Below are 22,809 nucleotides of genomic sequence, written 5' to 3' on the forward strand. Positions count from 1 at the left end.
CGGGATGGCCGCGTGTGGGCGGCATATAACTATTTTAAATTTAAAATAGTTAATGTGGTCAGTGTAGAACGAGTCAGGAAAGGGGGCAAATACGCTTTGCCGATGGGGGTATAAGAAATACTTATGCCATGGGCGAGAGCACGTTCGCCCCCACCCAGCGCCCGCTGCCGCACAATTCGGCGGCCACTTGCAGCACGAGGTTTTTCACGGCGTTGCCCGCATTGGTGAGGGGAATGTTTTTCGAGGCACACAGGGCCACCGTGCGCGACAGCACGGGGCTGTGGATGGCGTAGCTGCGCATGGCGCCGCTGTCGAGCTCGGCCAGCAGGGGCGCGGCGGGCAGGATGGTGGCGCCCATGCCGGCCAGGATGGCCGATTTCAGGATGGCGATCGAGTTGATCTCGATCACGTTCGCCGTTTCCAGGCCCAGCTCGCGCGCGCGGCTGTCGATGCGCGGGCGCACGCCATGCTGCAGGCCGGGCAGGATCAGGGTGGCGCTCAAGGCTTGCTGGAACGACACGGCATGGCCGGCGGGCGCGAACGGCGAATCGTTGCGGCAGATAAAGCGCATCTCTTCTTCCACCAGCGGGCTGCAGGCAAACGGCGTGAGCTGGCCATCGTCGAACAGCACGGCCAGGTTGATGCGGCCCGATTTGAGCTGTTCATTGAGGTTGCCCGTGATTTCTTCCGTCAGTTGCAGGGTGATTTCAGGGTAGCGTTCGCGCGCGGCCAGCAGCAGGGGCAGGGCCAGGGCGCCGGAGATGCTGTGCGGCAAGCCCAAGGTGACATTGCCGGACGGCCGCGTGGCGCTTTGCGTGACGGCCGAGCGGGCGTCGGCCACCTGTTTCAGGATCGCCTGCGCATGTTCGTAAAACACCTTGCCCGCATCCGTGCTGAGCACGCCCTGCGCCGAGCGGTGCAGCAGCTGCACGCCCAGTTCCTCTTCCAGTTGGCGCAGCTGCTGCGTCAGGGCCGGCTGCGCCACGTGCAGGATCAGGGCTGCGCGCGACAGCGAGCCGTGGTCGACGATGGCAACAAAGTAGCGTAATTGGCGCAGTTCCATGGGTCCCAATAGCGGTGCGTTGAGCGGAAAAAACCGGGTGTTGCGCCACGGCGCCGAACGCGGCCAGCGGAATAACAATTTTGTTATACTCATTCTAGCGCCTTCGGTGCTCCAGCCGCGTATTTGTGGGATGACCGCATGCTCAAGAAAGTTGATTCTTCTCAATTAAAAGTGGGCATGTACATCCATGACCTCAGTTGCGACTGGATGACGCATCCATTCGTGCGCAACCGTTTCCTGTTGCGCAGCGACGATGAAATCCGCAAGATCATGCAGGCCGGCATCCACGACGTGGTGATCGACAGCGGCAAGGGCCTCGACGTGCAGGACGCGCCCACCGTGGCGCAGGCGCGCGCCGAGACGGAGCGCGAACTGGTGCAGATCGCCGCGCCGCCGCAAGTGGTCACGCGCGTGTCGCTGGGCATGGAACTGGCCCGCGCCACGCAGGTACGGCGGCAGGCGACCAGCCTGGTGCGCACGGTGATGGCCGACGTGCGCCTGGGCAAGGCGGTCGAGCTCGACCGCGTGCAGCACACGGTGCAAGACATCACCGAATCGATCCTGCGCAATCCCGGCGCCCTGGTCGGCTTGTTGCGCATCAAGACCAAGGATGATTACACCTTTTTGCACTCCGTCAGCGTGTGCGCGCTGCTGGTGGCGTTTTGCCGCTCGCGCGGCATCGATGCCACTTCCACGCACCAGGCGGGCCTCGGCGGCTTGCTGCACGACACGGGTAAGGCCCTGGTGCCCGACAGCGTCCTGAACAAGCCCGGTCCCTTGACGCCGGAGGAATTTTCCTTGATCAAGCGCCATCCGCGCGACGGCTACGACATCCTGCGCCAGTCGCCCGAGGTGGGCGCGATACCGCTCGATATCGCCCTGCACCACCACGAACGGCGCGACGGCAGCGGCTATCCGGACCAGCTGGCCGGCGACGCCATCAGCGAACTGGCGCAGATGGCCGCCATCGTCGACGTGTATGACGCGCTGACGTCGGACCGCAGCTATCACAAGGGCATTCCCGCGGCCGAAGCCTTGCGCAAGATCTATGAGTGGAGCAAATTCCACTTCAATCCCGTGTTCGCGCAGGATTTCATGCGCTGCGTGGGTATCTATCCGGTCGGCACCATGGTGATGCTGGAATCGGGCCGCCTGGCCGTCGTCATCGAGGCGCACGAGAGCAATCTGCTGGCGCCGAAAGTGAATGTGTTTTTCAGTACGAAGAGCAAGACCTACATCAAGCCGGAAACGGTCGACCTGTCGCGCGGCTTCGGCTTCGGCGGCGCCGACAAGATCGTCGGCCATGAGTCGGCCGCCAAGTGGCAGGTCGATCCCATGCGTTTTTTATCGCTGGCGGATGCATGAACGGTGTGCGCCTTTGAAAAAGAGCGCCTGAAAAACGTTCAGGGCAAGGCGCTGGCGCGAAGACAGTACGACTGGTACGGCGAGCGCCGGCAACACCGCCATGGACGCTCAGGTGCGCATCTTCAGGTGATCAGAAGAATTCCGCCGTATCGTTCGAGGCGATAGTGGTGAGCAAGCCCTTGGCGACCAGCTCGTCATAGTGGCACGCCAGGTTGCGGCCATGGCTCTTCGCGTAATACAAGGCCTGGTCGGCGCGGCCGAGGATGATCACGGGCGCCTCGTAGGCGTTGATGCTGACGAAACCCACGCTGACGGTCACTCTGCCCACTTGCGGGAAGTCGTGTGCCTCGACATTGGTGCGGAAGCGGTCGATGATCTTCTGCGCATTTTCCAGCGTGATCGAGCGCAGCAGCACGACGAATTCCTCGCCGCCGAAGCGGAAGATGCGGTCTTGCGAGCGGAACGACGATTGCAGCTGGTTGGCGATCAGGATCAGCACTTCATCGCCATACAGGTGGCCAAATTTATCGTTGACCAATTTGAAATGATCGACGTCGATCACGGCCAGCCATTGCCGCTCCGTGTCCGTATGGTGGCGCCGTTCTTCATCCACGGGACGCGGCTTTTCCGCTTCCGGTTCGCCGCGGCTTTGCAGGATTTTTGCCAGCTGGTCGTCGAAGGTCTTGCGATTCAACAAACCGGTGAGCGAATCGCGTTCGCTGTAGTCGAGCAGGTTCTGGAAATTGCGGTACACGCTGACGATGCCGCCGATCACCTGGATGGTGGCGCCCGTGTAGGGCGTGGGATTGGTGATTTCCAGGCAGGTGGTGACCTGGTCGCCGATCCAGATGGGCAGCCACAGCAGGTGGCGGCCGTCGGCGCACAGGGTGTCGGCGCTCGCTTCATGGCGCTTGATGCAGGCGGCCAGGGCCGGGTAGTCCGACAGCGGTTCGCCCGGCAAGGTAGGATCGGTATGCTCTTCCATGCGGGCCACGCTGCCCGCCACGATGATGGCCCGCGACCGCACGAACACCTGGCCCCGCACGGTGGTCAGGGCCAGCACACGGGTCTGCGATGCGGCAGCGAGTTCCTGGACCGCCGAGATCACGGAGATGTCGAGCATCGTGTGGTCGCGGTGCCCGGTCATGTCCACCATGTGTTTCAGTAGGGAATCCATTGTCGATCTCTGGAAAGTAGTCACACAAGTGTCGTCATACCAGCATTGCATCAAGCAAGAGCATGTTCGCGTCCGTCTACAAGAAGCCAAGATTTATTTGGTGGCATGACGCTCTGTACCGCCGGGCGAGAGGCCTTTCCAAAGAAGAGCTAAGCAGGATAATGTCTTTTTGCCTAATAGGCAATTAACGTATGCAATATTTCATGTAAATACATGAGATTCATGCACTGCATTGCAAAAAACTTGCCCTGACGAAGGCTTTCAATCCAGATCGCAACATTTGTTTGCGTCAGCCGACATGTCGACAGGGTTTGATAATTTCCATATGGAAACTTGTGGCGCGTCAATTTGCCAAAACGTGGACGCTTTATAGTCAATGCAATGGCGCAGAAATTTACGGCAGGAAACATATTAGCAGGAATGGGCAATGTTTCACACCTGATTGCGCCAGGGACTTGTGATTCACTTTTGGGAGCTTGTCATGCATACCTTCCTGTCGGCAGTACAGCAGTTTGTCAAGGATGAGGATGGCATTACGGCAATCGAATACGGCTTGATTGCGGCCTTGATGGCTACCGCCATCACGGCCGGTTTCTTGCTGATCAAGACCAACTTGCTGGCCGTCCTCACCGACATTTCGTCGAACCTGGTGTTGACGCCCTAAGCGGGTGCCCGCCACTGGCCGGCCAGTGGCGGGTTTTTTTTCGGGAGGTGTGCCATGCCTGCAACCGCCTTGTGCGATTTGCTGTTGCTGTGCTTCGTGACGGGAGCCGCCGTCAGTGATTTGATCCGCCGCAAGATACCGAATGGTGTGGTGTTGTCCGGCATCCTCGCCGCCCTGGCCTTGCACCTGTGGCTGTGGCCGCACAGCGTGCTGCCCTTGTGGCTGGGCGGCATGGCGACGGGCTTTTTCCTCTTTTTACCCTTGTATGTGCTGCGCGGCATGGCCGCCGGCGACGTCAAGCTGATCGCCATGGCGGGTGCCTTTGCCGGCCCCTGGCCCGTGCTGCAGATCTGTTTCGCCACGTTCGTCCTGGGCGGCGTGATGGCCGTGCTGATGATCACCTGGCAGGGCAAGTGGCGCGCCTGCCTGGGCAATCTGCGCCAGCTGCTGTGGCCGATGATCGCGCGCATGGCCGGCATTCCCCTGGCGCCAACTGCGCTCGGCAGCCAGGCCAGCGTGGGCAACATGCCGTACGGCCTGGCCATTGCCCTGGGCTGCCTGGTGGTGCAGGGGCGTCATTATTTCTGATTGGTATTCATTGCTCTTGATCAATGGGCGCCAGTCTCCGCTCGCTAGAATGAATTCTGTTGAATGCCCTCTTAACCGGCTTGGAGACGCAGCATGACCGAGGTCGACTATTCCCTGAGCACCGAGAGTGCGCCGCGCCCTGCGGACGCGAACCTGATGCCGCCCCTGCCGCCGCAACCGAAGAGCTTGCGTGAAACGGGACTCGAGCGGCCGCTGGTGGTCGAGCTGATCGCCAAGCTGATGTTTGTGGGCGGCAAGACGCACCTGTCCGCGCTGACGACGCGCTTGCGCCTGTCGATCAATGTCTTGCGCGAAGTGCTCGATTTCATGGTGACGGAGCAGATGGCCGAGGTGGCCTGGCGCGGCGAATCCGATATCGACGTGCAGTACCAGCTGACGGGCGCCGGCAAGCAGCGCGCCAGCGCCTTCCTCGAGCGCTGCGCGTATATCGGCGCCGCTCCCGTCACCCTGGAAGCGTACCGCGCCATGGTGGCGCGCCAGTCGTGGCTGGCGCAGGAACAGCGCGTCGGCAGCGACGACCTGGCCGCCGTGCTGGGGGGCGCGCATGCGGGACCGGGCATGCTCGACGTGGTCGGCGCTGCCCTGCATTCGGGACGCTCGCTGCTGCTGTACGGTCCGCCCGGCAGCGGCAAGTCGACCCTGGCGCTGCAGCTGGGACAATTGCTGCACGGGCTGGTCGCCGTGCCCTACGCCATCGTCGTCGGCCAGGACATCATCCAGTTGTACGATCCGGCCCAGCACCTGCCGCCCGCGCCGCAGCACGTCAGCCATGCGCGCCAGGCGCTGGAGCGGCGCAGCACGGACATCCGCTGGGTGCTGTGCCAGCGTCCCGTGATCCACGTGGGCGCCGAGCTCGACGCCGGCATGCTGGAGCTGCGCCATGACGCCAGCGGCGGCTGCTACCAGGCGCCGCCGCATGTGCGCGCCAACAATGGCATGCTGATCATCGACGACCTGGGCCGCCAGCGCCTGGGGGCGCAAGAACTGCTGACGCGGCTGATGCAGCCGCTGGCGCGCGGCAGCGACCAGCTGGGCTTGCCTGGCGGCGTGCAGATCAGCGTGCCGTTCGACAATGCCCTCGTGCTGGCCACGAACGTGCCGCCGGACGAGCTGTTTGACGCCGCCTTGCTGCGCCGCATCGGCTACAAGGTGCAGGTGGGGCCGCTGACCGAGAGCGCCTATCGCGCCCTGTTCCGCCAGCAATGCCGGCTGGCCGGCATGGCCATCGACGAGCAGGCCCTGAACCATCTGCTGCAGCTGCATGGCGCGCAGGGACGCCCCTTGCTGGCCAGCTATCCGCAGGAATTGCTGGCGCGCATAGGCGACTTCGCCGGCTTTGCGGGCAGCGAGGCGCGCCTGACGGTGGCCGCCCTGGAGCAAGCCTGGAGCAGCCTGTTTGCCAGCTGCGACATGCCGGCCGCCAGCCTGTGCGAGCGCATCGCATGAAGAACCGGCGCGCCCTCCTGATGATGGGCCTGGCAGTCGTGCTGGGCCTGCTGGCCGTGCTGCTGGCCTCGCACTGGCTGCTGCGCCAGACGCCGGCCGGCAAGGGCAAGATCGTCGTGGCCGCCGGCGATGTCAACCTGGGCCAGCGCCTGACGCCCGAGATGCTGCGCCTGGCCGAGTGGCCGGCGGAAAGCTTGCCGCAGGGCGCGCTGCAAGACCCGGCCAAACTGGCGGGACGGGTGCTGAAAACGAGCGTGCTGCGCGGCGAGCCGCTGAGCGAGGCCAAGCTGGCGCCGGCCGGCACCCTGGGCGGCCTGTCGGCCCTGATCACGGAAGGGCGGCGCGCCATCACCGTGCGCGTCAACGATGTGATCGGCGTGGCCGGCTTCGCCTTGCCGGGCAACTATGTCGACATCATCGTGAGCACCCAGCAGGATGCCGGCGACCGCGCGTTTCCGCAAAGCCGCAACATTTCCAAGATCGTGCTCGAACGCATCCTCGTGCTGGCCGTGGCGCAGGAAGTGGGGCGCGACGAGACCAAGCCGCGCGTGGTCAATGCGGTGACCCTGGAAGTGACGCCGGAACAGGCGGAAAACCTGGACCTGGCGCGCAGCGTGGGCAGCCTGTCGCTGGTGCTGCGCAACCAGGTCGACCCGCAGCCGGGCGTGACGGCGGGCGCCACCAAGCTGACCCTGCTGGGCGGGCCGCACGACGCCGAGCCTGTTCCGCCTGCCGCCGCGCCCGTGCTGGCCGCCGCGCCGCGCCCGGTGCGCGTGGCGAAGGCGCCGCCGGAACCGCAGCGCCTGTGCAGCGGCGTCATCGACGGGACGCGCCAGTCGCGCGAATGTTTTTAGCCAACCATGGACACGCTCATGAACCGCGCCCTGCTGATAATGTTCTGCCTGCTGTCGCCGCTTGCCGGCGCGGCGGCCGATCCTGGCCCGCGCTGCGGCGGTGAAGCGGCCTCGCCCGGCAACTTGCAGCTGCAGGTGGGCAAGTCGAGCATGCTGCGCCTGCCCGAGGCGGTGCTGGCCCGCAGTGTCGGCAATCCGGCCGTGCTGCAAGCCATGCTGGTCGCGCCCGACACTTTATATGTGGTCGGCGTCGACGTCGGCAGCACGAACATGATCATCCAGGGCCGCAGCGGCGTGTGCAGCGTGGTGAACGTCAGCGTCAGCATGGACCCAGCCGGCCTGCAAACGACCCTGGCGGCCCTGATGCCGGAAGAAAAAGCCATCCGCGTCACGGCCGTGGCCGATACCCTGGTGCTGTCGGGCACGGTGCAGGATGCGGGCGCCGTGCTGCGCGCCGTCGAGCTGGCGCACGCCTACGTGCGCCGCGCCACGGTAGCGCTGGCGCTGCCCAAGCCTGCCGATGGCGCCGCCATGCCGCTCGCCGCCACGGCGCCCGCCAGCGGCGCGGGCGGCGCGAACAGCCGCATCATCAACATGCTCGACGTCAGCGCGCCGCAGCAGGTGATGCTGGCCGTGCAAATTGCCGAAGTGTCGAAGTCCCTGCTGGAGCGGCTGGAAGTGGGCGCCACCCTGCGCCTCGCGTCCGGCAGCTGGGCCACCACCTTGCTGTCGAATTTCCTCAGCGGCACGGCCAATGGCTTGCTCGACGTGCGCAAGTCGAATGGCCGCCAGCAGCTGACCATCGAGGCGCAGAAACAGGATGGCCTGGTGCGCATCCTGGCCGAACCGACGGTGATGGCGATCAGCGGGCAGGAAGGCAGTTTTCTGGCCGGCGGCAAGATCTTCATTCCCGTCGGCCAGGACAACAACAAGATCACCCTGGAAGAGCGCGAATACGGCGTCGGCCTGCGCTTTACGCCCACCGTGCTGTCGGGCGGGCGCATCAATTTGAAGGTGGCGCCGGAAGTGTCGGAACTGTCGCGCGAGGGGGTGGGCATTTCCGCCGCCGGCGTCAGCGGACGCTCGATTCTGCCCGTCATCACCACGCGGCGCGCCTCGACCACGGTGCAGCTGTACGACGGCCAGAGCTACGCCATCGGCGGCTTGATCAAGAATAACCAGGTGAGCAATATCACGGGCGTGCCCTGGCTCAGCGAAGTGCCTATCCTCGGTGCGCTGTTTCGCAGCACGGATTTCCAGCACGACCGCACGGAATTGTTGTTCGTCATTACCGCGCACCTGGTCAAACCCTTGCCGGCCGATGCCGTGCTGCCGACGGCGCAGCTGGCGCCGCCTTCGCGCATGGACTTGATGTTGGGCGGCAAGATGGAAGGGCCTGTGCCCTCGGCGCCGCCGTCCGTGCCGCCGCCGCGCGCGGCCAACGGTTTCGAGTTGAAATGAGACGGGGAGATACGCCATGCCGAACTCGCTCTTGACGTCGCTGCGGCGCTGCGCCGCCCTGGTGCTGGCCTTGCAGCTGGCCGCCTGCGCGCACGGCAGCACGCCGCAGCTGGACCGGCGCTTCGGCGACGCCGTGCGCCTGTCCATGGCGCAGCAGGTGCGCGAGCCGGCCGGCGCGGGCAATCGCCGGCCGGCCGATGGCCTCGACGGACCCAGCGCGCACGCCGTCATGCAGCGCTACCGCGCGTCGTTTGCCGAACCGAATGCCCAGCCACCGCAGCCGGTGCAGTTCATGCTGGGAGGCGGCAGTGGCAAATAGACGCCAGCACCAGCGCGGGGCGATGCTGATCGCCTTTTCCATCCTGCTCATCGTGGTGCTGGGCTTTATCGGCCTGGCGCTCGATGTGGGGCAAGTCATCGGCCGCAAGACGGAGCTGCAGAACCTGGCCGACAATGCGGCGATGGCGGCGGCTGCGGAACTGGTGGGCACGCCCGAGGGCTTGCTCGTCGCGGTGGAAAAAGCCAAGGGCAGTGCGGCCGACCGCAGCGCATGGCGCCGCCGCATGCAGGGCGCCATCCTGTCGGACGCCAGCATCCGCTTCGCCAGCACGCCCGACGCGCCTGCCAGCGGCTGGCATGCGGCTGGCGCCGTGCCCGACGCCGCCACGGCGCTGTTCGTGCGCGTCGATACGCAGGCCAATACACCTTCGCTGGGACGGGTGGCGACGGCGTTCCTCGGTGCCTGGTCGCCGGCGTTGCGCACCCTGGACACGGGCGCGCGCGCCGTGGCGGGGCGCACCAGCTTGCGCCTGATGCCGCTGGCCATCTGCGCGCTGTCGGCCAGCGCGGCCAGTCCGCGCACGAATGCGGCGCTGCTGCCGGCCGTCGAGTTGCTGGAGTATGGCTTTCGCCGCGGCGTGGCGTACAACCTGTTAAAACTCAATCCGCATGGCCCCGCGGCCGAACACTTCGTGCTCAATCCGCTGGGCCAGCCGGGCGTGGTGGGGCCGTCGCAGCAGGTCGGCGAAGCGAGCGTGCTGCCGTTTGTCTGCAGCGGCACGGTGCTGTATCCGCGCATCGGCAGCGCCCAGATGCATGTGCACCGGCCTTTTCCCGCCGCGCTGTGGACGGCCTTCAATGCGCGCTTCAACCAGCATGCGGGCAGCGGCTGCCATGCCGTCACGGCGCCGCCCGACACGAATATCCGCGCCTATCCGAATACGGCCCCGAGCTGGTGGATGATGAACACGCCCGACGCGCCGAGCGCCCTGAGCGCGGGCAATCCGCTGCTGTCCGTGGCCGATCCGGAATCGAACGCGACGCCGCCCGCCGTCGGCAGTTATGGACCGCTGTGGTCGTTTTCCCGGGCGGCCAGGTACAGCAACCCGAAGCCGGCCGGCGGCTATCTGCCGTTTGCCACCAGCGACTGGCCCAGGCTGTATCCGGCCAGTCCGGCCGCGCCGGCCGCCAAGTCCGGCTACCCTGCCACGCCGCCCTACCAGACGCTGGGCTTCCAGACGGCGCCGACCGGCAACACGGGCGTGGCGCAGCGCCGGCTGCTGCATATTCCCTTGCTGGCTTGCCCCGTGCCGGCCGGCAGCGACGTGCTGGCGCGGGTGCGCGGCATCGGCCGCTTCTTCATGACGGCGCCGGCCAGCAATGGCGTACTGAGCGCCGAATTTGACGGGCTGGTGGACGAGGGCACGCTGGCCGGCCCCGCGGAGCTGCTGCAATGAGGCCGCTCCGCCGCGCCGCGCGGCGCCAGGGCGGCGTGGCCGCCATCGAGCTGGCGCTGATCCTGCTGTTTTTCATGGCGCTGCTGCCCTTCGTGCTGCTGTTCGGCCGCGCGCTGCTGGTGTACACGGCCCTGCAAAAAAGCGCGCACGATGCGGCGCGCTACATGGCGACCATGCCGCTGCCGCAGATGGGCAGCATCGGCACGGCGAACCAGGGCGCCGCCCTGGCCCGGCAGATGGTGGTCGAGGCGATGGCGGAAAGCTGGCCGAGCATGGAGGCCGCCAGGGTCAACGTGGACTGCGTGTATGCCGACGATTCCTATGGCTGCGGCAGCTACGCGACGGCGCCGCTGCAGGTGCGCATCAAGGTCACCGCCGACATGCCGGTCGATTTCCTGCCTGCGCTGACCCGCAAGTGGCTGCCGCAACTGGCGCCGATCCCGCTGCGCGCCAACGCGACATTGCGCTATGTCCATTAATCCGCACCTCCGCCGGCAGCGCCAGCGCGGCGTCTTCGCCGTCGAATTCGCCATGCTGGCGCTGCTGTTCTTCCTGTTCCTGTTCGCCATGCTGGAAGTGGCGCGTGCCGTGTACATGTGGAACATGGTGCATGAAATTACCCGGCGCGCGGCGCGTGCTGCCGCCGTCACCGATTTCAGCGATGCCGGCGCCTTGCAAGCCGTGCGCACGCACGCCGTGCTGCGCGCCACGCCGGGCACGCTGCCGCTCGGCGGCGGCCTCGGCGACGCGCATGTGCGCATCGACTATCTGTCGGAGAGCGATGGCGGCGCCGTGCTGGCGGTATTGCCGGTGACGGTGCTGCCGGGTTGCCCGCAGCGCAACCGCATCAATTGCCTGGACGATCCGCACGGCGCCAGCTGCATCCGCTTCGTGCGGGCGCGCCTGTGCCAGCCCGGCGTCGGCGCGCGCTGCGAGCGCGTGCCGTACCGGCCCATCCTGCCGCTGCTGGGAATGATGTTTCCCTCCGGCGCAGGCGCCATACGTTTGCCCAGCGGGACCACCATGGCGGTGGCCGAATCGCTGGGGTATGCGGACAATCCCGGCTTTTGTCCATGAGCGCCAGTGCGTCGGCGCAGCCGAATGTATTGCCTTGAATGAAGGAGGGGTGATGAAAGCCTTGATGATTACCCGCGACGCCAGCCTGCACGATGAAATCGCGGCGCAAGGCGCGGCCCGCATGCCCGTGCTGCGGCTGCTGGACCGGCGCAGCGGCTTGCGCGACGCCGTCGAGCGCATGCTGCCCGAAGCGCCCGAGCTGGTGATCGTCGACGCCAGCGGCATCGATGCCGACGAAGCCGACCTGCTCGAGCGCCTGGCGCGCCAGTATCCGCTGGCCGTGCTGATGCTGCTCACGCGCGGCCAGCAGCAGGATGTGCTGATCCGCGCCATGCGCGCCGGCATGCGCGAAGTGCTGCAGCTGCCGCTGGTGCACAAGGCTTTCCACGAAGCGATGGACCGCGTCGATATCCAGGCCGGCGTGACGCAGATGCGCGACGGCAAAGTGCTCGCCTTCATCTCGTGCAAGGGCGGCAGCGGCGCCACCTTCCTGTCGACGAATTTTTCCTACGCGCTGGCCAGCCTGGCAGGCTGCAAGGTGCTGCTGATCGACCTGCACGGCCAGTTCGGCGACGCCACCCTGTATGTCTCGGACCAGAAGCCGGCCATGACCTTGTCCGACATCTGCGCGCAGATCGCGCGCATGGACGGCGCCTTTCTCGCCTCGTGCCTGGTGCACATCACGCCGAACTTCGGCGTGCTGGCGGCGGCCGACGACCCGGCGCACAAGGTCGACATGCAGCCCGAGCACATGGACCGCATCCTGGCCGTGGCGCGCCAGCACTACGATTACATCGTGCTCGACGTGGGACGCCAGATCGATGCGCTGTCGCTGCGCGCGCTCGACAACGCCGACGCCATCTATCCGGTGCTGCAGCTGGCCTTGCCGGACATCCGCGACGGCCGGCGCCTGCTCGACATTTTCCGCTCGCTCGGCTATCCGGGCGAACGCCTGCGCCTGATCGTCAACCGCTATGAAAAGGGCGGGCGGCTGCGCCTGGCGGACCTGGAGCAGGCGCTGGGCGCGGAAGTGGTGCACACGGTGCCCAACGATTACATCGCCGCCACCGATTCCGTCAACCAGGGCATTCCGCTGCTGCAGCTGTCGCGCACCAGCGCCGTGGCGCGCAGCCTGGCCGAACTGGTGGAACTGGTGACGGCGCGCCGCGTGACGGAAAGCCGCGGCCTGTTCGACCGCCTGTTCAGCCGCAGCGAGGCTTAGGACAGCAATGGATGTCAAGGCTCCCGCCGGGAGCCATCATGGGAGCCGAGATGACTTTACGCGAACGCCTGGCGGCGAATGAAACGGTGCGCCCCGCCACGAATGGACAAGGGGCGCTGGCGCTGCACGCCTACCAGGAACTGAAAAAAACCATGCACCAGACGATACTCGACCGTATCGACCTGGAGCGCCTGAAACGCCTGACGGCCGAACAGTTCAAGCACGAGCTGGCGCTGCTGGTGCAGCGCGTGATCGAGGAAGAGCGCATCGTCCTGAACCAGCACGAACGCCACAGCCTGGTGCTCGACATCCAGCACGAGATGCTGGGCTTCGGCCCGCTGGAACCCTTGCTGGCCGATGCCAGCGTGTCCGATATCCTCGTCAACACCTGCGACAAGGTGTATGTGGAGCGGGGCGGGCGGCTGCAGCTGACGGACGTGACCTTCCACGACAATGCGCACCTGATGAAGATCATCGAAAAAATCGTCTCGCGCGTGGGACGGCGGGTCGACGAATCGAGCCCGATGGTCGATGCGCGCCTGCCGGACGGCTCGCGCGTGAACGCGATCATTCCGCCGCTGGCCGTCGATGGCCCGATCCTGTCGATCCGCCGCTTTGCCGTGCAGCCGTTGACGATCGCCAACCTGCTCGACTATAAAAGCCTGACGCCGCCCATGGTGCAGGTGCTGCAGGCGCTGGGGCAGGCCAAGGTCAACATCCTGATCTCGGGCGGCACGGGCAGCGGCAAGACGACCCTGCTCAACGTGCTGTCCGGCTTTATTCCCGGCAGCGAGCGCATCGTCACCATCGAGGATGCGGCCGAACTGGCGCTGCGCCAGCCGCACGTGGTGCGCCTGGAAACGCGCCCGCCGAATATCGAGGGCAAGGGAGAGGTGAGCCAGCGCGCGCTGGTGCGCAATGCGCTGCGCATGCGGCCCGACCGCATCATCCTGGGCGAGGTGCGCGGCGCCGAGGCGCTCGACATGCTGCAGGCGATGAACACGGGGCATGAAGGATCGCTGGCGACCATCCACTCGAACACGGCGAGGGATGCGCTGGCGCGGCTGGAAAACATGGTCGGCATGGCCAGCGTGAACCTGACGCCGCGCGCCACGCGCCAGCAGATCTGTTCCGCCGTGACGGTGGTGATGCAGGTGTCGCGCCTGACGGACGGCGCGCGCAAGCTGGTCAGCCTGCAGGAAGTGACGGGCATGGAGGGCGACATCATCGCCATGCATGAAATCTTCCGCTTCGAGCAGACGGGCGTCGATGCCGCCGGCAAGGTGCTGGGCCACTTTTGCGCCACCGGCGTGCGGCCCCGCTTCACGGAACGCCTGCGCATGTTCGGCGCGCCGGTTCCGGACAGCGTGTTCGACCCCGACCGCATCTACGAATAGAGGGGGACGCATCATGGACCTGGTCTTCTACGGCTTTGCCGTGCTGCTGTTCGCCGCCTGCATCCTGATGGTGGAAGGCGCCTGGCTGTGGTGGGCGGGCACGCACGGCAGCGCGGCGCGGCGCATCAACCGGCGCTTGCGGCTGATGGCGGCGCGCGGCGAGGCGGGCGGCGAGCGGGTTTCCATCCTCAAGCAGCGCCGCTACGCGCGTTCGCCTGGCCTGGAGCGCTGGCTGCGGCGCCTGCCGCAGGCGGCAAAGCTCGACCACCTGCTGCTGCAATCGGGCTTGTCCTGGTCGGTGGCGCAGTTCCTCGGCGGCGCGGGCGTCTTGCTGCTGCTGGCGCTGCTGTGGCTGGCCATCTGGCCCATGCCGCTGCCGGGCGCCTTGCTGCTGCTGGGCGTGGCCGGCGGCGGGCCGTGCATGATCGTGCTGCGCGCGCGCGCGGCGCGGCTGAAAAAGATCGAGGCGCAATTGCCGGAAGCGGCCGATTTCCTGGCCCGCGCACTGCGCGCCGGGCACTCGTTTTCGAATGTGCTGCAGATGGTGGGCGATGAACTCAATGAGCCGATCAGCGGCGAATTCAAGATGGCGCACGAAGAGATCAATTACGGCGTGCCGATGAACGAGGCGCTGCAAAACCTGGCCGCGCGCATTCCGCTGACGGACTTGCGCTACCTCGTCATCGCCGTGCTGGTGCAGCGCGAATCGGGCGGCAACCTGGCCGAAGTGCTGGTCAGCATCGCGCGCATCATCCGCGCCCGTTTGAAGCTGCTGGGACAGGTGCGCGTGCTGTCGGCCGAGGGGCGCATGTCGGCCTGGGTGCTGGGGCTGATGCCGGTGGTGATGATCGGCGTGATGGCGCTGGTCAACCCACAATACATCAGCCTGTTGTGGACGGATCCCAGCGGCATCAAACTGCTGTGGTACGCGGCCGGCATGGTGGCGCTGGGTGTAGTTTGGATGCGCAATGTGATCCGCATCCGCATCTAAGAGATCGTCTGAAAAAAGTCCATGGCGTTGTTGCGTCGCCTTGTCGTACTGTCGTACTGCCTTCGGCGACACGCCTAGCCCTGAACGTTTTGTCAGTCGATCAATCGGAGGAAATGCCATGACTGGCCCGCAACTGCTGTTCCTGTTGATCGTCTTCGCCGTGGTGGTGGCGCTGGCCCTGCTGGCGTGGCTGATCTTCTTTCCCGGCGCCTTGCGCCAGCGCCTGTTCGGTTCCATGGCGCCGGCCGCCAGCGAGGCGGTGGCCGACACGGGCTGGGTGGAGCGCGTGGCGCGCGTGGCGCAGCCGTTCAGCAAGCTGTCGCTGCCGGAAGAGGGCTGGGAGCGCTCGCCGCTGCGCACGCGCTTCATGAACGCGGGCTGGCGCCAGGCCAGCGCGCCGGGCCTGTACTTTGCCGCAAAGACCGTGCTGGCCCTGCTGTTCCCCACCGTGCTGGGGCTGTATGCGGCCAGCGCCATGGCGGCGCAGCTGCGCAGCGTGCTGTTGCTGCTGCTGTGCGTCAGCGCCACCGTCGGCTATTACCTGCCGAACCTGGTGCTGGCCAGCACGGCCAAGCGGCGCCAGCGCGACATCTTTGAAAACATCCCCGACGCGCTCGACTTGCTGACCGTGTGCGTGGAAGCGGGCCTGAGCCTGGAGCGCGCGCTGGTGAAGGTATCGGGCGAAATCCACATTAAAAGCGTGGTGCTGGCGCAGGAATTGCAACTGGTGCTGATGGAAATGCGCGCCGGCTTTTCCAAGGAAAAGGCGCTGCGCAACCTGGCCTTGCGCAGCGGCGTGGAAGATGTCGACACCCTCGTCGCCATGCTGATTCAATCGGAACGCTTCGGCACCAGCATGGGCGATTCGCTGCGCGTGCACTCGGAAAACCTGCGCGGCAAGCGCAGCCTGCTGGCCGAGGAGGCGGCCGCGAAGATCGCCCTGAAACTGCTGTTCCCGCTGATCTTTTGCGTCTTTCCCACCCTCATGCTGGTGCTCATGGGGCCGGCCGTGATCGAGGTCTATCGCGTGCTCGTGCCGGCCATGGCCAACCGCTGAAAGGAGTTACCATGCGCTTGACGATTTCCCGCCTGGCCACCGCCTGCGCCTGCCTGGGCCTGGCCGCCTGTACCACGCCGCCGGCCCACGCGCCGGTGCCGCAGTGGCCGGACGCCGATGCCGCCTATGCGGCGGGGCGCCAGCATTTCGAGCGGGGCGACCTGCCTGCCGCGCAAGCGGCCTATGCGCAAGCCTTGCGCGCCGCGCCGCGCCATGTGAATGCGCGCAACGGCCTGGCCGTGCTGCACGCGCAGCAGGGCGAGCACGACGCGGCGATCGCCCAGTGGCTGGCCCTGACGCAGGAGGCAGGCGCGCCGCAGCCGCAACAGGCGTATCTGTTCAGCAATCTCGGTCGCGCCTACTATTTGCGCGGGCGCGATGCGCAAGCGTTGACTGCGCTGGAACAGGCGTGTCTGCTCGATCCGCTCAATGCGCTGGCCTGGCAGCACCTGGCGCAAGTGCTCGAACGGCTGGGACAGCACGCGCGCGCGGCCGTCATGCGGCGCCAGGCGCAGAGCCTGCAGGAACATGATTTACGGAGCGACATGGCCGTCTTGCGCAACGCGGCGCCGCCGCAGGGTGTGCCCGCGGCCGCGCCGTTGCCGGATGCGCCCGCCATGGCGCGCATCGAAATCACGCAAGGCGACGGCATGGCCCGCTTGCAGCGCGTGCCGGCCGCCGCGCGCAGCGTGCCCGCTGTCACGGCCGAGCGGTCCATGCCGGCCGCTGCCGCGCCCCGCCCGCGCCTGGAAATTGTGAACGGCAACGGCGTGCCTGGCCTGGCCGCCGCCCTGGCGCGCAGCCTGGTTGGCGCTCCCGTGCAGGTGGTGCGCCTGGCCAATGAAACCGGCTTCCAGGTGGCGCGCACGCGCGTCGAGTACCGGCCCGCGCAGGAGCAAGCGGCGCGCCAGCTGGCCCGTCAGTTGGGGACGCAGGTGCAAACTCAGGTAGAAACCCAGGCCGGCGACTGCCCCGCCAGCGAGCTGCGTCTGGTACTGGGGCGCGACCTGAGCGATCCGGCCATGCTGCACCGCTATTATCTGCAGCAACTGCAACTGGCGCGCAAGGCGTTGGCGCGGCTCGGTTAAAACGCCGCTGTTGAGGCAAAAAAACGGCGCCCATGAGGCGCCGCGTTATTTCATGCCGCTGATGATTGTGGCCGGCGGCGGCGCGTAAAAGCCAGGGCTGCCAGTCCCATGCCCAGCAGGAACAGCGTGCCAGGTTCCGGCACGGCCTGGGGATCGATGACGACGATATCGGTGCGCGTGGATTTGGAGAAATTCAAGGTATAGCTGCCGGCCGGCAGGGCGAAATTCGAAGTCAGGGAAAACAGCGCAAAGTCATTCGTGAAAGCGCGTCCGGTGGCCGGGTCATTCGTGCCGGCCGTCATGTTCAGGCTGAACGGGTCGAGGCTGCCGGCGCCATGGTTGCCGTTGACGTCGCTGCCATTGCCGGCATTGCCGTCGGGGGCGAACTGGAAGATCACGCCATCGGCATTCGCGTTCGACAGGCAGCCGACGGGGCTGGCGCTGTTGCACGAGATATTGAAGATATCCATGATCGACACGTTCGACTTGTCGCCCATGGTCGTCACGCTGGTGCGCAAGTCGCGCCGTCCCATGAAGCTGAAGGTGATGAAGCCGGCGCTCGACAGGGTCAGGTTGACGGAGCCGGTCAGCGTGTCGCCGGCCGTGGCCGTGGCGGCGCCGATCGTGTTGCGCTGTGCTTCCGCCACGGCGCTCACGCTGGCGCCGCCATTGAGCATGTTGCCGAAGGCATGCGCATCGCCGCGGGCAAACTCCAGGGTGGAACTGGGGCTGGGAGCGTAGTGGTTTTGCGGCAAGCCGCTGCAGCCGCCGCCGGAGCACACTTGCAGCACGTCGGCGTTGGCGGCCGGGCCCGTATTGACGGCGCGCGGATTGACGGCCACGCCGCCCTGAAAGAAGGCGCTGTCGCTGGCATTGCGGTTGGCGCCGGCCAGCGACAGCGCGCCGGCGCTGGTGGTGATGCGGAAATTGTTCAATTCATTGACGGCCAGGCCGTACGCGCCGGCCTGTGCCTGGCCGCTGGCCAGCAGGCTCGCCGCCGCCAGTGCGCCCAGCCAGCCCAGGGTCTTGCTTCGTGTGTGATCAACGTTCATCGCAGCCTCTTGTCGTGGTCAGTCTCGGAAAATCCGGGGACAAAGAATCCAGAATGACTTGCCTGGATTCATCTCGTAGACAGGGATAAGCAGCTTGCGTGCCACACAAAAATATCACAAGAAATCAAGTGCTTGCGCAAAGCGAACTGAGCTGGATGAAGTGAAGTGTAAGAAAGGCCGACGCCGCTTGGCGGGCGCCGGCGGCCAGCCTCAGGTGCCCCGGTGATAGCCCAGGTGGCCGCCCGAATTGCGTGCGCAGCCGCAACCGATGCGCGCCACTTCCTCGCTTTCCGTCAATTTCCAGTTGGTAATCGTCGTGTGATTCCAGTCGATGTCGCTTTTCTTGACAGGTTTTACCGTCAAGATGCGTGCTTCCGCATCCGTGTACTCCATCAGCTCTTCGTCGTCGGCGATGTCGAAATGGCGGTGGATCAGGGAAATGCCGAAGCGGTCGAGCGCGCCGTAGCGTTGCAGCACGTCACGCAGCTCGCGAAAGCAGGCGAGATCCTCGGGCAGCAGCGGATTGACGGCGGAAATATCGGCGACGGGTTGCCATTGCATGGCGTGGATGTTCAGGCTGTGCATGATAGGCTCCTGTGCCCCATGATGATAGGCCCAGGCTGCCGGAGGGGCGCCGGCACGCCTGGCGAAATGCCCATCGTGGACGCAACGCCGCTGCGACGCTTGCGCCGGATCAAAGGTGCGGCACATCGCCTCTCGTCCGATCATTGCCCGGTAAAATAGGCCATGGCAAACAAAACCCCCACCTTTCCCGGCGCGCGCACGGGCCGCGGCCAGGTCCTGGCCGTGCTGCTGTCGAACCGCGACCAGTCCGGCGCCGAACCGCTGCAAGGCCGCGTCTCGCTGGCCGCCATCGTCAAGGCATTGAAGCGCAAATATCACTGGCCGATCGAGACGCACAGTTTTCCCGCCAACACGCAGGATGGCCGCGCCAGTTGGGCGACCGTCTACAGCTTGCCGGACAAGGTCATCGAGACCGCGCTGGAGGCCGGCGGCCGGGAGTGGCTGGAAAGCCGGGGAGCGGCCGGGCGGCGGTGAGCGCGCCGCCTGTCTTACCCGATCCCTTTATTCGAGCCGGAAGCCGACCTTGAGCGTGACCTGGAAGTGCGCCACCTTGCCGTCGACGATATGGCCGCGCGAATCGGTCACTTCATACCAGTCCATGTGCTTGACAGTGAGCGCCGCCTTGGCAATGGCATCGCGTATCGCCTGATCGCTGCTCTCGGTCGACGTGCCGACCAGTTCGATCAGCTTGTAAGTGTGTGCGGACATGATATTTCCCCAGGTAGGCAAGCCAGACATCGGGAGCCTGCTTTGCGCAGGCACGTGCTCATCTTGCGCCTAAACGTGCTGATAGTCATTGCGCGGTGCAGCAAGGCGATTGCGAATCGGGCGAAGGCCGCCAGCATGCTGGCAACATTGCTGTCGGTTAAAACCGGGACGTCAGTTGGTCTTGTTGGCGTGTGGGTGGAGATAGTCCGCGTTGCGTCCCACGCTATGCGTTCACTTCGGGTCGCGATGAGCGTCAATGGCGCCAGGAGCATCCGGCAGGCGCCTGGGAAGAAAAAAGGTTAGCTACACAACTAAATTGGTAGTCGTTTGAAGGCACCCTTCGTGAACTTCGATGCATTCAGTCCGGCTTTGATCTCTGAAAAAGGCGGGTCTCCGCAAGGACGGTGCATACGAAATACCCTGCTCTCCACCAATTGCGACAATGTTGCCGCAGGCTCCAGTCGAGTATGCTTGTAGGCGATGTGACTGTGATGCTCTACGAAAGGATGGCTTCCGACCTGAAGCTCACAAGTTGCATCGAACGGGACGTTCGGATAGGTCGAACAAACGCATACCAACGCGCACATATTGTCAGGATAGCCATCGATGGGCGCTGGGTCATTGAGTACTACAAATAAATGAAACAAACCACCAGGGCCAGATGGTATGAGTAGTGTTTCCTTGGCTCGCGGTAACCAGCCGGGCATCATGCCGCCGATGTAAAAGCGGCGTTGATCGCCTGCTGCTCGCGCAATTGTTTTTTCAGTAACCGTGTCTGTTCATTATTGAATTTAAGTACTTCGAACAATTTTTCTAAGGTGATGGGTACTGATGAGCCTTCAGGATCTTCCCACTCAGGGCAAATTTTGTGAGTGAGGTCGCGAATCTGATATTTGCTCAAGTGACCAAAATCTTTCCACGTTTCTGCGAGAACTTCAAACTCGGCTTCAGATAATTCCAGAAGGTCTTGCTCTGGCGAGCGAATCCGACTTCCGTCACGCAAAGCCACAGCATGATCCTCACGATCCGCGATCCACGCATCCCACCCATTATCTTCAGATGAGGACATTCCGTTAATGCGGTTCAATGTTTGAGACAGAACAGGTCCGTGATCCATAGAAACAAGCTTGTCGCCAATGATCGGATCGCCGTACATCTCATATGAGCGCCGCTCTGCTAGATAAAGCAACTTCATCAGCTTAAGTACAGGAAGGCGGCCTTGGGCTTGAAATAGGAAGTAAGCGGCAACCTGCGCGGCTTTCTTTTCGGAATATAAGTTTTGCATAATTTTGAGCCTCCATCGCATCAATTTTGAGCAATTTGGATAGCTATTCGAGATCAATCTACGCACAAAGTACATCGCTGTCAACATATTGCCGTGCATGATGCTCTGGCCCATGCAACATGTGCGGAAAGTGGATGAAATCAGTTTAACTGTATAAATGTACAGTAGTTTTGATAATTGTCAAACGAAATCGATAAGCGCCAGCGTATCGGCTGGCTGGTTTTGCCGCTAGACGGGGAGGTCGGCCAACGTGCTTCTGCATGTTGTCATGCGGCAAAAAGGGTTCCACCGTGTACCAGCCTGGAAACCACACTGATTGATGCCTATCTTTGCCGGGAACGTCGACAAGAAGCCACGCTGGAAAGTAGTACCTGAGGTGTGATTGCTTGTAATCAAGAGAGGCGCAACTATAAGTTGGCGTTGTCACTTGCTTGCTGCTGGTCCAAAAGAAAAGGGCTTACATTTCTGTAAGCCCTTGATATTCTTGGTGCCGACTGCCGGTTTCGAACTGGCCACCTGATGATTACAAATCAACTGCTCTACCAAATGAGCTAAGTCGGCAAAAACTGCGCGTTGCGAATTATACGCTATTTAATGCGTGTCAGGGTCGGGCGGCCGCCTTTTTTTGGCGGCTCGTCGTCGCCGGGCGTGGCGCTGTCGCGTTGTTCGGGGGAGCTGGTCGGCACGGACGACAGGGTGGGACCGCTGGAGACCGGGGCGATCGCTGGCGGCGGGACGTCGGCGGAGGCCGGGCTGTCCGTCGGTTGCGCGTCCGGGTCATCGTTGCCCAGCACGGGCTCGAAGGCCATGCCCTGGCCGTTTTCGTTGGCGTAGATGGCCATCACGTTGTCGACCGGCACGTAGATTTCGCGCGAGACGCCGCCAAAGCGGGCGTGGAAGCGGATGGCGTCGTTGTCCATCTTCAGGCCGCTGGTGGCGCCGAAGCTGATGTTGAGCACGATTTCGCCCTTTTTCACGTATTCCATCGGTACCGTGGTGCGCGAATCGACTTTGACCGCGAGATAAGGCGTGTAGCCGCTGTCGGTGCACCACTCGTAGATGGCGCGCAGCATATAAGGTTTGGTTGAGATTTCAGACATGGTAGGCACGGTGAGGCGGGAACGCCGCCGGCAACAAATGGCGGGCGCACCGGTAATTCAATGAAACGATGGGACAACTCATTCGATAAAAGAACAAAGAATACAGTTGGCCCAAGATGCCCCAGAAAGCGTCGCGAGCAAGCCCGATATCGGCTTGAGTAACGCAGCCGTACTTCAGTACGGCGAGTAACGCCAAGTCGAGAGCGGGCTGCGCAGCAGCTTTATGGGGATATCTTTTAACGGCGCATGACTTTTTCCGAGGGCGTCAGCGCTTCGATATACGCAGGACGCGAGAAGATGCGTTCGGCGTATTTCATCAGCGGTGCGGCCGTCTTCGACAGTTCGATGCCGTAGTGGTCCAGGCGCCACAGCAGCGGCGCGACAGCCACGTCGAGCATCGAGAATTCGTCGCCCAGCATGTACTTGTTTTTCAGGAACAGCGGCGCCAGGGTCGTCAGGCGGTCGCGGATTTCCGCGCGTGCCTTGTCGTGGGCCTTGTCGTTGCTCTTGGCGCGTTCGCTTTCCAGCACGTGCACGTGCACGAACAGTTCTTTTTCGAAATTGAACAGCATCAGGCGCGCGCGGGCGCGCATCAGCGGATCGGCCGGCATCAGTTGCGGATGCGGGAAGCGCTCATCGATGTACTCGTTGATGATGTTCGATTCATACAGGATCAGTTCGCGTTCGACCAGGATAGGCACCTGGCCATACGGATTCATGGTCGAAATGTCTTCCGGTTTGTTGAACAGGTCGACGTCGCGCACTTCGAAGTCCATGCCTTTTTCAAACAGGACCAGGCGGCAGCGTTGCGAAAATGGGCAGGTTGTACCCGAATAGAGAACCATCATTTTTTATAGTTCCTTAGAAACAAA

At 64.2% G+C, this 22,809-nt stretch carries 24 protein-coding genes and 1 tRNA gene; 16 read left to right on the plus strand and 9 right to left on the minus strand.

Annotation, left to right across the window (positions count from 1 at the left end):
* Positions 1-121: 121 nt before the first annotated feature.
* Complete coding sequence (locus BZG29_RS02430; RefSeq protein WP_034783889.1) at positions 122-1,063, minus strand: LysR substrate-binding domain-containing protein; 942 nt, start codon at positions 1,061-1,063, stop codon at positions 122-124.
* A gap of 138 nt (positions 1,064-1,201) precedes the next feature.
* Between BZG29_RS02430 and BZG29_RS02435 the strand changes: the two genes are divergently transcribed.
* On the plus strand, positions 1,202-2,428 hold the full coding sequence (locus BZG29_RS02435; RefSeq protein ID WP_077398633.1) for an HD-GYP domain-containing protein: 1,227 nt from the start codon (positions 1,202-1,204) through the stop codon (positions 2,426-2,428).
* A gap of 130 nt (positions 2,429-2,558) precedes the next feature.
* Here the strand turns inward: BZG29_RS02435 and BZG29_RS02440 are convergent, their stop codons facing one another.
* Positions 2,559-3,605, minus strand: a complete 1,047-nt coding sequence (locus BZG29_RS02440) for a GGDEF domain-containing protein (protein ID WP_077398635.1) — start codon at positions 3,603-3,605, stop codon at positions 2,559-2,561.
* Between the two features lie 481 nt (positions 3,606-4,086).
* Between BZG29_RS02440 and BZG29_RS02445 the strand changes: the two genes are divergently transcribed.
* From BZG29_RS02445 to BZG29_RS02505, 14 genes are all read left to right on the plus strand, one after another.
* The gene (locus BZG29_RS02445) at positions 4,087-4,269 is read left to right on the plus strand and encodes a Flp family type IVb pilin (RefSeq protein WP_034752975.1); all 183 of its coding nucleotides are present in this window, start codon (positions 4,087-4,089) and stop codon (positions 4,267-4,269) included.
* A 54-nt stretch (positions 4,270-4,323) separates the two neighbouring features.
* Positions 4,324-4,857, plus strand: a complete 534-nt coding sequence (locus BZG29_RS02450) for a prepilin peptidase (RefSeq protein WP_077398637.1) — start codon at positions 4,324-4,326, stop codon at positions 4,855-4,857.
* Between the two features lie 93 nt (positions 4,858-4,950).
* Positions 4,951-6,324, plus strand: a complete 1,374-nt coding sequence (locus BZG29_RS02455; protein ID WP_077398639.1) for an ATP-binding protein — start codon at positions 4,951-4,953, stop codon at positions 6,322-6,324.
* A complete protein-coding gene (gene cpaB, locus BZG29_RS02460) occupies positions 6,321-7,178 on the plus strand; it encodes a Flp pilus assembly protein CpaB (RefSeq protein ID WP_077398641.1) in 858 nt (285 codons plus the stop codon). The genes BZG29_RS02455 and cpaB overlap by 4 nt, the downstream gene beginning before the upstream one ends.
* Positions 7,179-7,196: 18 nt before the next feature.
* Positions 7,197-8,639 carry a type II and III secretion system protein family protein gene (locus BZG29_RS02465; protein ID WP_077398643.1) on the plus strand — a complete coding sequence of 481 codons (1,443 nt, stop codon included), beginning with the start codon at positions 7,197-7,199 and terminating at the stop codon, positions 8,637-8,639.
* Positions 8,640-8,655: 16 nt separating this feature from the next.
* Positions 8,656-8,958: a hypothetical protein gene (locus BZG29_RS28045; protein WP_171984924.1), complete on the plus strand. Its 303-nt coding sequence runs from the start codon at positions 8,656-8,658 to the stop codon at positions 8,956-8,958.
* Positions 8,948-10,375, plus strand: a complete 1,428-nt coding sequence (locus tag BZG29_RS02470; protein WP_171984925.1) for a pilus assembly protein TadG-related protein — start codon at positions 8,948-8,950, stop codon at positions 10,373-10,375. The genes BZG29_RS28045 and BZG29_RS02470 overlap by 11 nt, the downstream gene beginning before the upstream one ends.
* Positions 10,372-10,854, plus strand: a complete 483-nt coding sequence (locus tag BZG29_RS02475; RefSeq protein WP_077398648.1) for a TadE/TadG family type IV pilus assembly protein — start codon at positions 10,372-10,374, stop codon at positions 10,852-10,854. Before BZG29_RS02470 ends, BZG29_RS02475 begins: the two co-directional genes overlap by 4 nt.
* A complete protein-coding gene (locus BZG29_RS02480) occupies positions 10,844-11,452 on the plus strand; it encodes a TadE/TadG family type IV pilus assembly protein (RefSeq protein ID WP_077398650.1) in 609 nt (202 codons plus the stop codon). The genes BZG29_RS02475 and BZG29_RS02480 overlap by 11 nt, the downstream gene beginning before the upstream one ends.
* Positions 11,453-11,504: 52 nt before the next feature.
* On the plus strand, positions 11,505-12,674 hold the full coding sequence (locus BZG29_RS02485; RefSeq protein WP_077398652.1) for an AAA family ATPase: 1,170 nt from the start codon (positions 11,505-11,507) through the stop codon (positions 12,672-12,674).
* Between the two features lie 50 nt (positions 12,675-12,724).
* Positions 12,725-14,071, plus strand: a complete 1,347-nt coding sequence (locus tag BZG29_RS02490; protein ID WP_077408925.1) for a CpaF family protein — start codon at positions 12,725-12,727, stop codon at positions 14,069-14,071.
* Between the two features lie 13 nt (positions 14,072-14,084).
* On the plus strand, positions 14,085-15,062 hold the full coding sequence (locus BZG29_RS02495) for a type II secretion system F family protein (protein WP_077398654.1): 978 nt from the start codon (positions 14,085-14,087) through the stop codon (positions 15,060-15,062).
* A 118-nt stretch (positions 15,063-15,180) separates the two neighbouring features.
* Positions 15,181-16,119, plus strand: coding sequence for a type II secretion system F family protein (locus tag BZG29_RS02500; protein WP_077398656.1), 939 nt, complete (start codon positions 15,181-15,183; stop codon positions 16,117-16,119).
* Positions 16,120-16,130: 11 nt separating this feature from the next.
* Positions 16,131-17,207: a tetratricopeptide repeat protein gene (locus BZG29_RS02505; protein WP_077398658.1), complete on the plus strand. Its 1,077-nt coding sequence runs from the start codon at positions 16,131-16,133 to the stop codon at positions 17,205-17,207.
* A gap of 50 nt (positions 17,208-17,257) precedes the next feature.
* On the opposite strand, the gene BZG29_RS28305 is transcribed toward BZG29_RS02505, so the two are convergent.
* Complete coding sequence (locus BZG29_RS28305) at positions 17,258-18,259, minus strand: EDSAP-1 family PEP-CTERM protein (protein ID WP_077398660.1); 1,002 nt, start codon at positions 18,257-18,259, stop codon at positions 17,258-17,260.
* 210 nt (positions 18,260-18,469) lie between these two features.
* Positions 18,470-18,844, minus strand: a complete 375-nt coding sequence (locus tag BZG29_RS02515; protein ID WP_077398662.1) for a hypothetical protein — start codon at positions 18,842-18,844, stop codon at positions 18,470-18,472.
* 162 nt (positions 18,845-19,006) lie between these two features.
* Here BZG29_RS02515 and BZG29_RS02520 point away from each other — a divergent pair, with 162 nt between their 5' ends.
* Positions 19,007-19,318: a hypothetical protein gene (locus BZG29_RS02520; protein ID WP_077398664.1), complete on the plus strand. Its 312-nt coding sequence runs from the start codon at positions 19,007-19,009 to the stop codon at positions 19,316-19,318.
* A 27-nt stretch (positions 19,319-19,345) separates the two neighbouring features.
* Here the strand turns inward: BZG29_RS02520 and BZG29_RS02525 are convergent, their stop codons facing one another.
* From BZG29_RS02525 to BZG29_RS02550, 5 genes are all read right to left on the minus strand, one after another.
* Positions 19,346-19,552, minus strand: a complete 207-nt coding sequence (locus BZG29_RS02525; RefSeq protein ID WP_071325761.1) for a dodecin — start codon at positions 19,550-19,552, stop codon at positions 19,346-19,348.
* A 706-nt stretch (positions 19,553-20,258) separates the two neighbouring features.
* A complete protein-coding gene (locus BZG29_RS02535; protein WP_216350345.1) occupies positions 20,259-20,951 on the minus strand; it encodes a Panacea domain-containing protein in 693 nt (230 codons plus the stop codon).
* A 371-nt stretch (positions 20,952-21,322) separates the two neighbouring features.
* Positions 21,323-21,398, minus strand: a tRNA-Thr gene (locus BZG29_RS02540).
* A 26-nt stretch (positions 21,399-21,424) separates the two neighbouring features.
* Entirely contained in the window at positions 21,425-21,937 is a 513-nt protein-coding gene (locus BZG29_RS02545; protein WP_077398668.1) for a ClpXP protease specificity-enhancing factor, read from the minus strand.
* 236 nt (positions 21,938-22,173) lie between these two features.
* Positions 22,174-22,785, minus strand: coding sequence for a glutathione S-transferase N-terminal domain-containing protein (locus BZG29_RS02550; protein ID WP_010394154.1), 612 nt, complete (start codon positions 22,783-22,785; stop codon positions 22,174-22,176).
* Between the last annotated feature and the right edge of the window lie 24 nt (positions 22,786-22,809).

It is taken from the genome of Janthinobacterium sp. LM6 (assembly GCF_002002885.1).
GTDB lineage: Bacteria > Pseudomonadota > Gammaproteobacteria > Burkholderiales > Burkholderiaceae_D > Janthinobacterium > Janthinobacterium kumbetense.

Bases quoted from the DNA above. Each gene is read 5' to 3' on its own strand.
- BZG29_RS02545 (WP_077398668.1), bottom strand. From the start codon at position 21,937: ATGTCTGAAATCTCAACCAAACCTTATATGCTGCGCGCCATCTACGAG.
- BZG29_RS02475 (WP_077398648.1), top strand. From the start codon at position 10,372: ATGAGGCCGCTCCGCCGCGCCGCGCGGCGCCAGGGCGGCGTGGCCGCC.
- BZG29_RS02455 (WP_077398639.1), top strand. From the start codon at position 4,951: ATGACCGAGGTCGACTATTCCCTGAGCACCGAGAGTGCGCCGCGCCCT.
- BZG29_RS02500 (WP_077398656.1), top strand. From the start codon at position 15,181: ATGACTGGCCCGCAACTGCTGTTCCTGTTGATCGTCTTCGCCGTGGTG.
- BZG29_RS02520 (WP_077398664.1), top strand. From the start codon at position 19,007: ATGGCAAACAAAACCCCCACCTTTCCCGGCGCGCGCACGGGCCGCGGC.
- BZG29_RS02490 (WP_077408925.1), top strand. From the start codon at position 12,725: ATGACTTTACGCGAACGCCTGGCGGCGAATGAAACGGTGCGCCCCGCC.
- BZG29_RS02435 (WP_077398633.1), top strand. From the start codon at position 1,202: ATGCTCAAGAAAGTTGATTCTTCTCAATTAAAAGTGGGCATGTACATC.
- BZG29_RS02440 (WP_077398635.1), bottom strand. From the start codon at position 3,605: ATGGATTCCCTACTGAAACACATGGTGGACATGACCGGGCACCGCGAC.
- BZG29_RS02550 (WP_010394154.1), bottom strand. From the start codon at position 22,785: ATGATGGTTCTCTATTCGGGTACAACCTGCCCATTTTCGCAACGCTGC.
- BZG29_RS28045 (WP_171984924.1), top strand. From the start codon at position 8,656: ATGCCGAACTCGCTCTTGACGTCGCTGCGGCGCTGCGCCGCCCTGGTG.
- BZG29_RS02465 (WP_077398643.1), top strand. From the start codon at position 7,197: ATGAACCGCGCCCTGCTGATAATGTTCTGCCTGCTGTCGCCGCTTGCC.
- BZG29_RS02445 (WP_034752975.1), top strand. From the start codon at position 4,087: ATGCATACCTTCCTGTCGGCAGTACAGCAGTTTGTCAAGGATGAGGAT.
- BZG29_RS02525 (WP_071325761.1), bottom strand. From the start codon at position 19,552: ATGTCCGCACACACTTACAAGCTGATCGAACTGGTCGGCACGTCGACC.
- BZG29_RS02505 (WP_077398658.1), top strand. From the start codon at position 16,131: ATGCGCTTGACGATTTCCCGCCTGGCCACCGCCTGCGCCTGCCTGGGC.
- BZG29_RS28305 (WP_077398660.1), bottom strand. From the start codon at position 18,259: ATGAACGTTGATCACACACGAAGCAAGACCCTGGGCTGGCTGGGCGCA.
- BZG29_RS02480 (WP_077398650.1), top strand. From the start codon at position 10,844: ATGTCCATTAATCCGCACCTCCGCCGGCAGCGCCAGCGCGGCGTCTTC.
- BZG29_RS02495 (WP_077398654.1), top strand. From the start codon at position 14,085: ATGGACCTGGTCTTCTACGGCTTTGCCGTGCTGCTGTTCGCCGCCTGC.
- BZG29_RS02450 (WP_077398637.1), top strand. From the start codon at position 4,324: ATGCCTGCAACCGCCTTGTGCGATTTGCTGTTGCTGTGCTTCGTGACG.
- BZG29_RS02485 (WP_077398652.1), top strand. From the start codon at position 11,505: ATGAAAGCCTTGATGATTACCCGCGACGCCAGCCTGCACGATGAAATC.
- cpaB (WP_077398641.1), top strand. From the start codon at position 6,321: ATGAAGAACCGGCGCGCCCTCCTGATGATGGGCCTGGCAGTCGTGCTG.
- BZG29_RS02430 (WP_034783889.1), bottom strand. From the start codon at position 1,063: ATGGAACTGCGCCAATTACGCTACTTTGTTGCCATCGTCGACCACGGC.
- BZG29_RS02535 (WP_216350345.1), bottom strand. From the start codon at position 20,951: ATGGGCCAGAGCATCATGCACGGCAATATGTTGACAGCGATGTACTTT.
- BZG29_RS02515 (WP_077398662.1), bottom strand. From the start codon at position 18,844: ATGCACAGCCTGAACATCCACGCCATGCAATGGCAACCCGTCGCCGAT.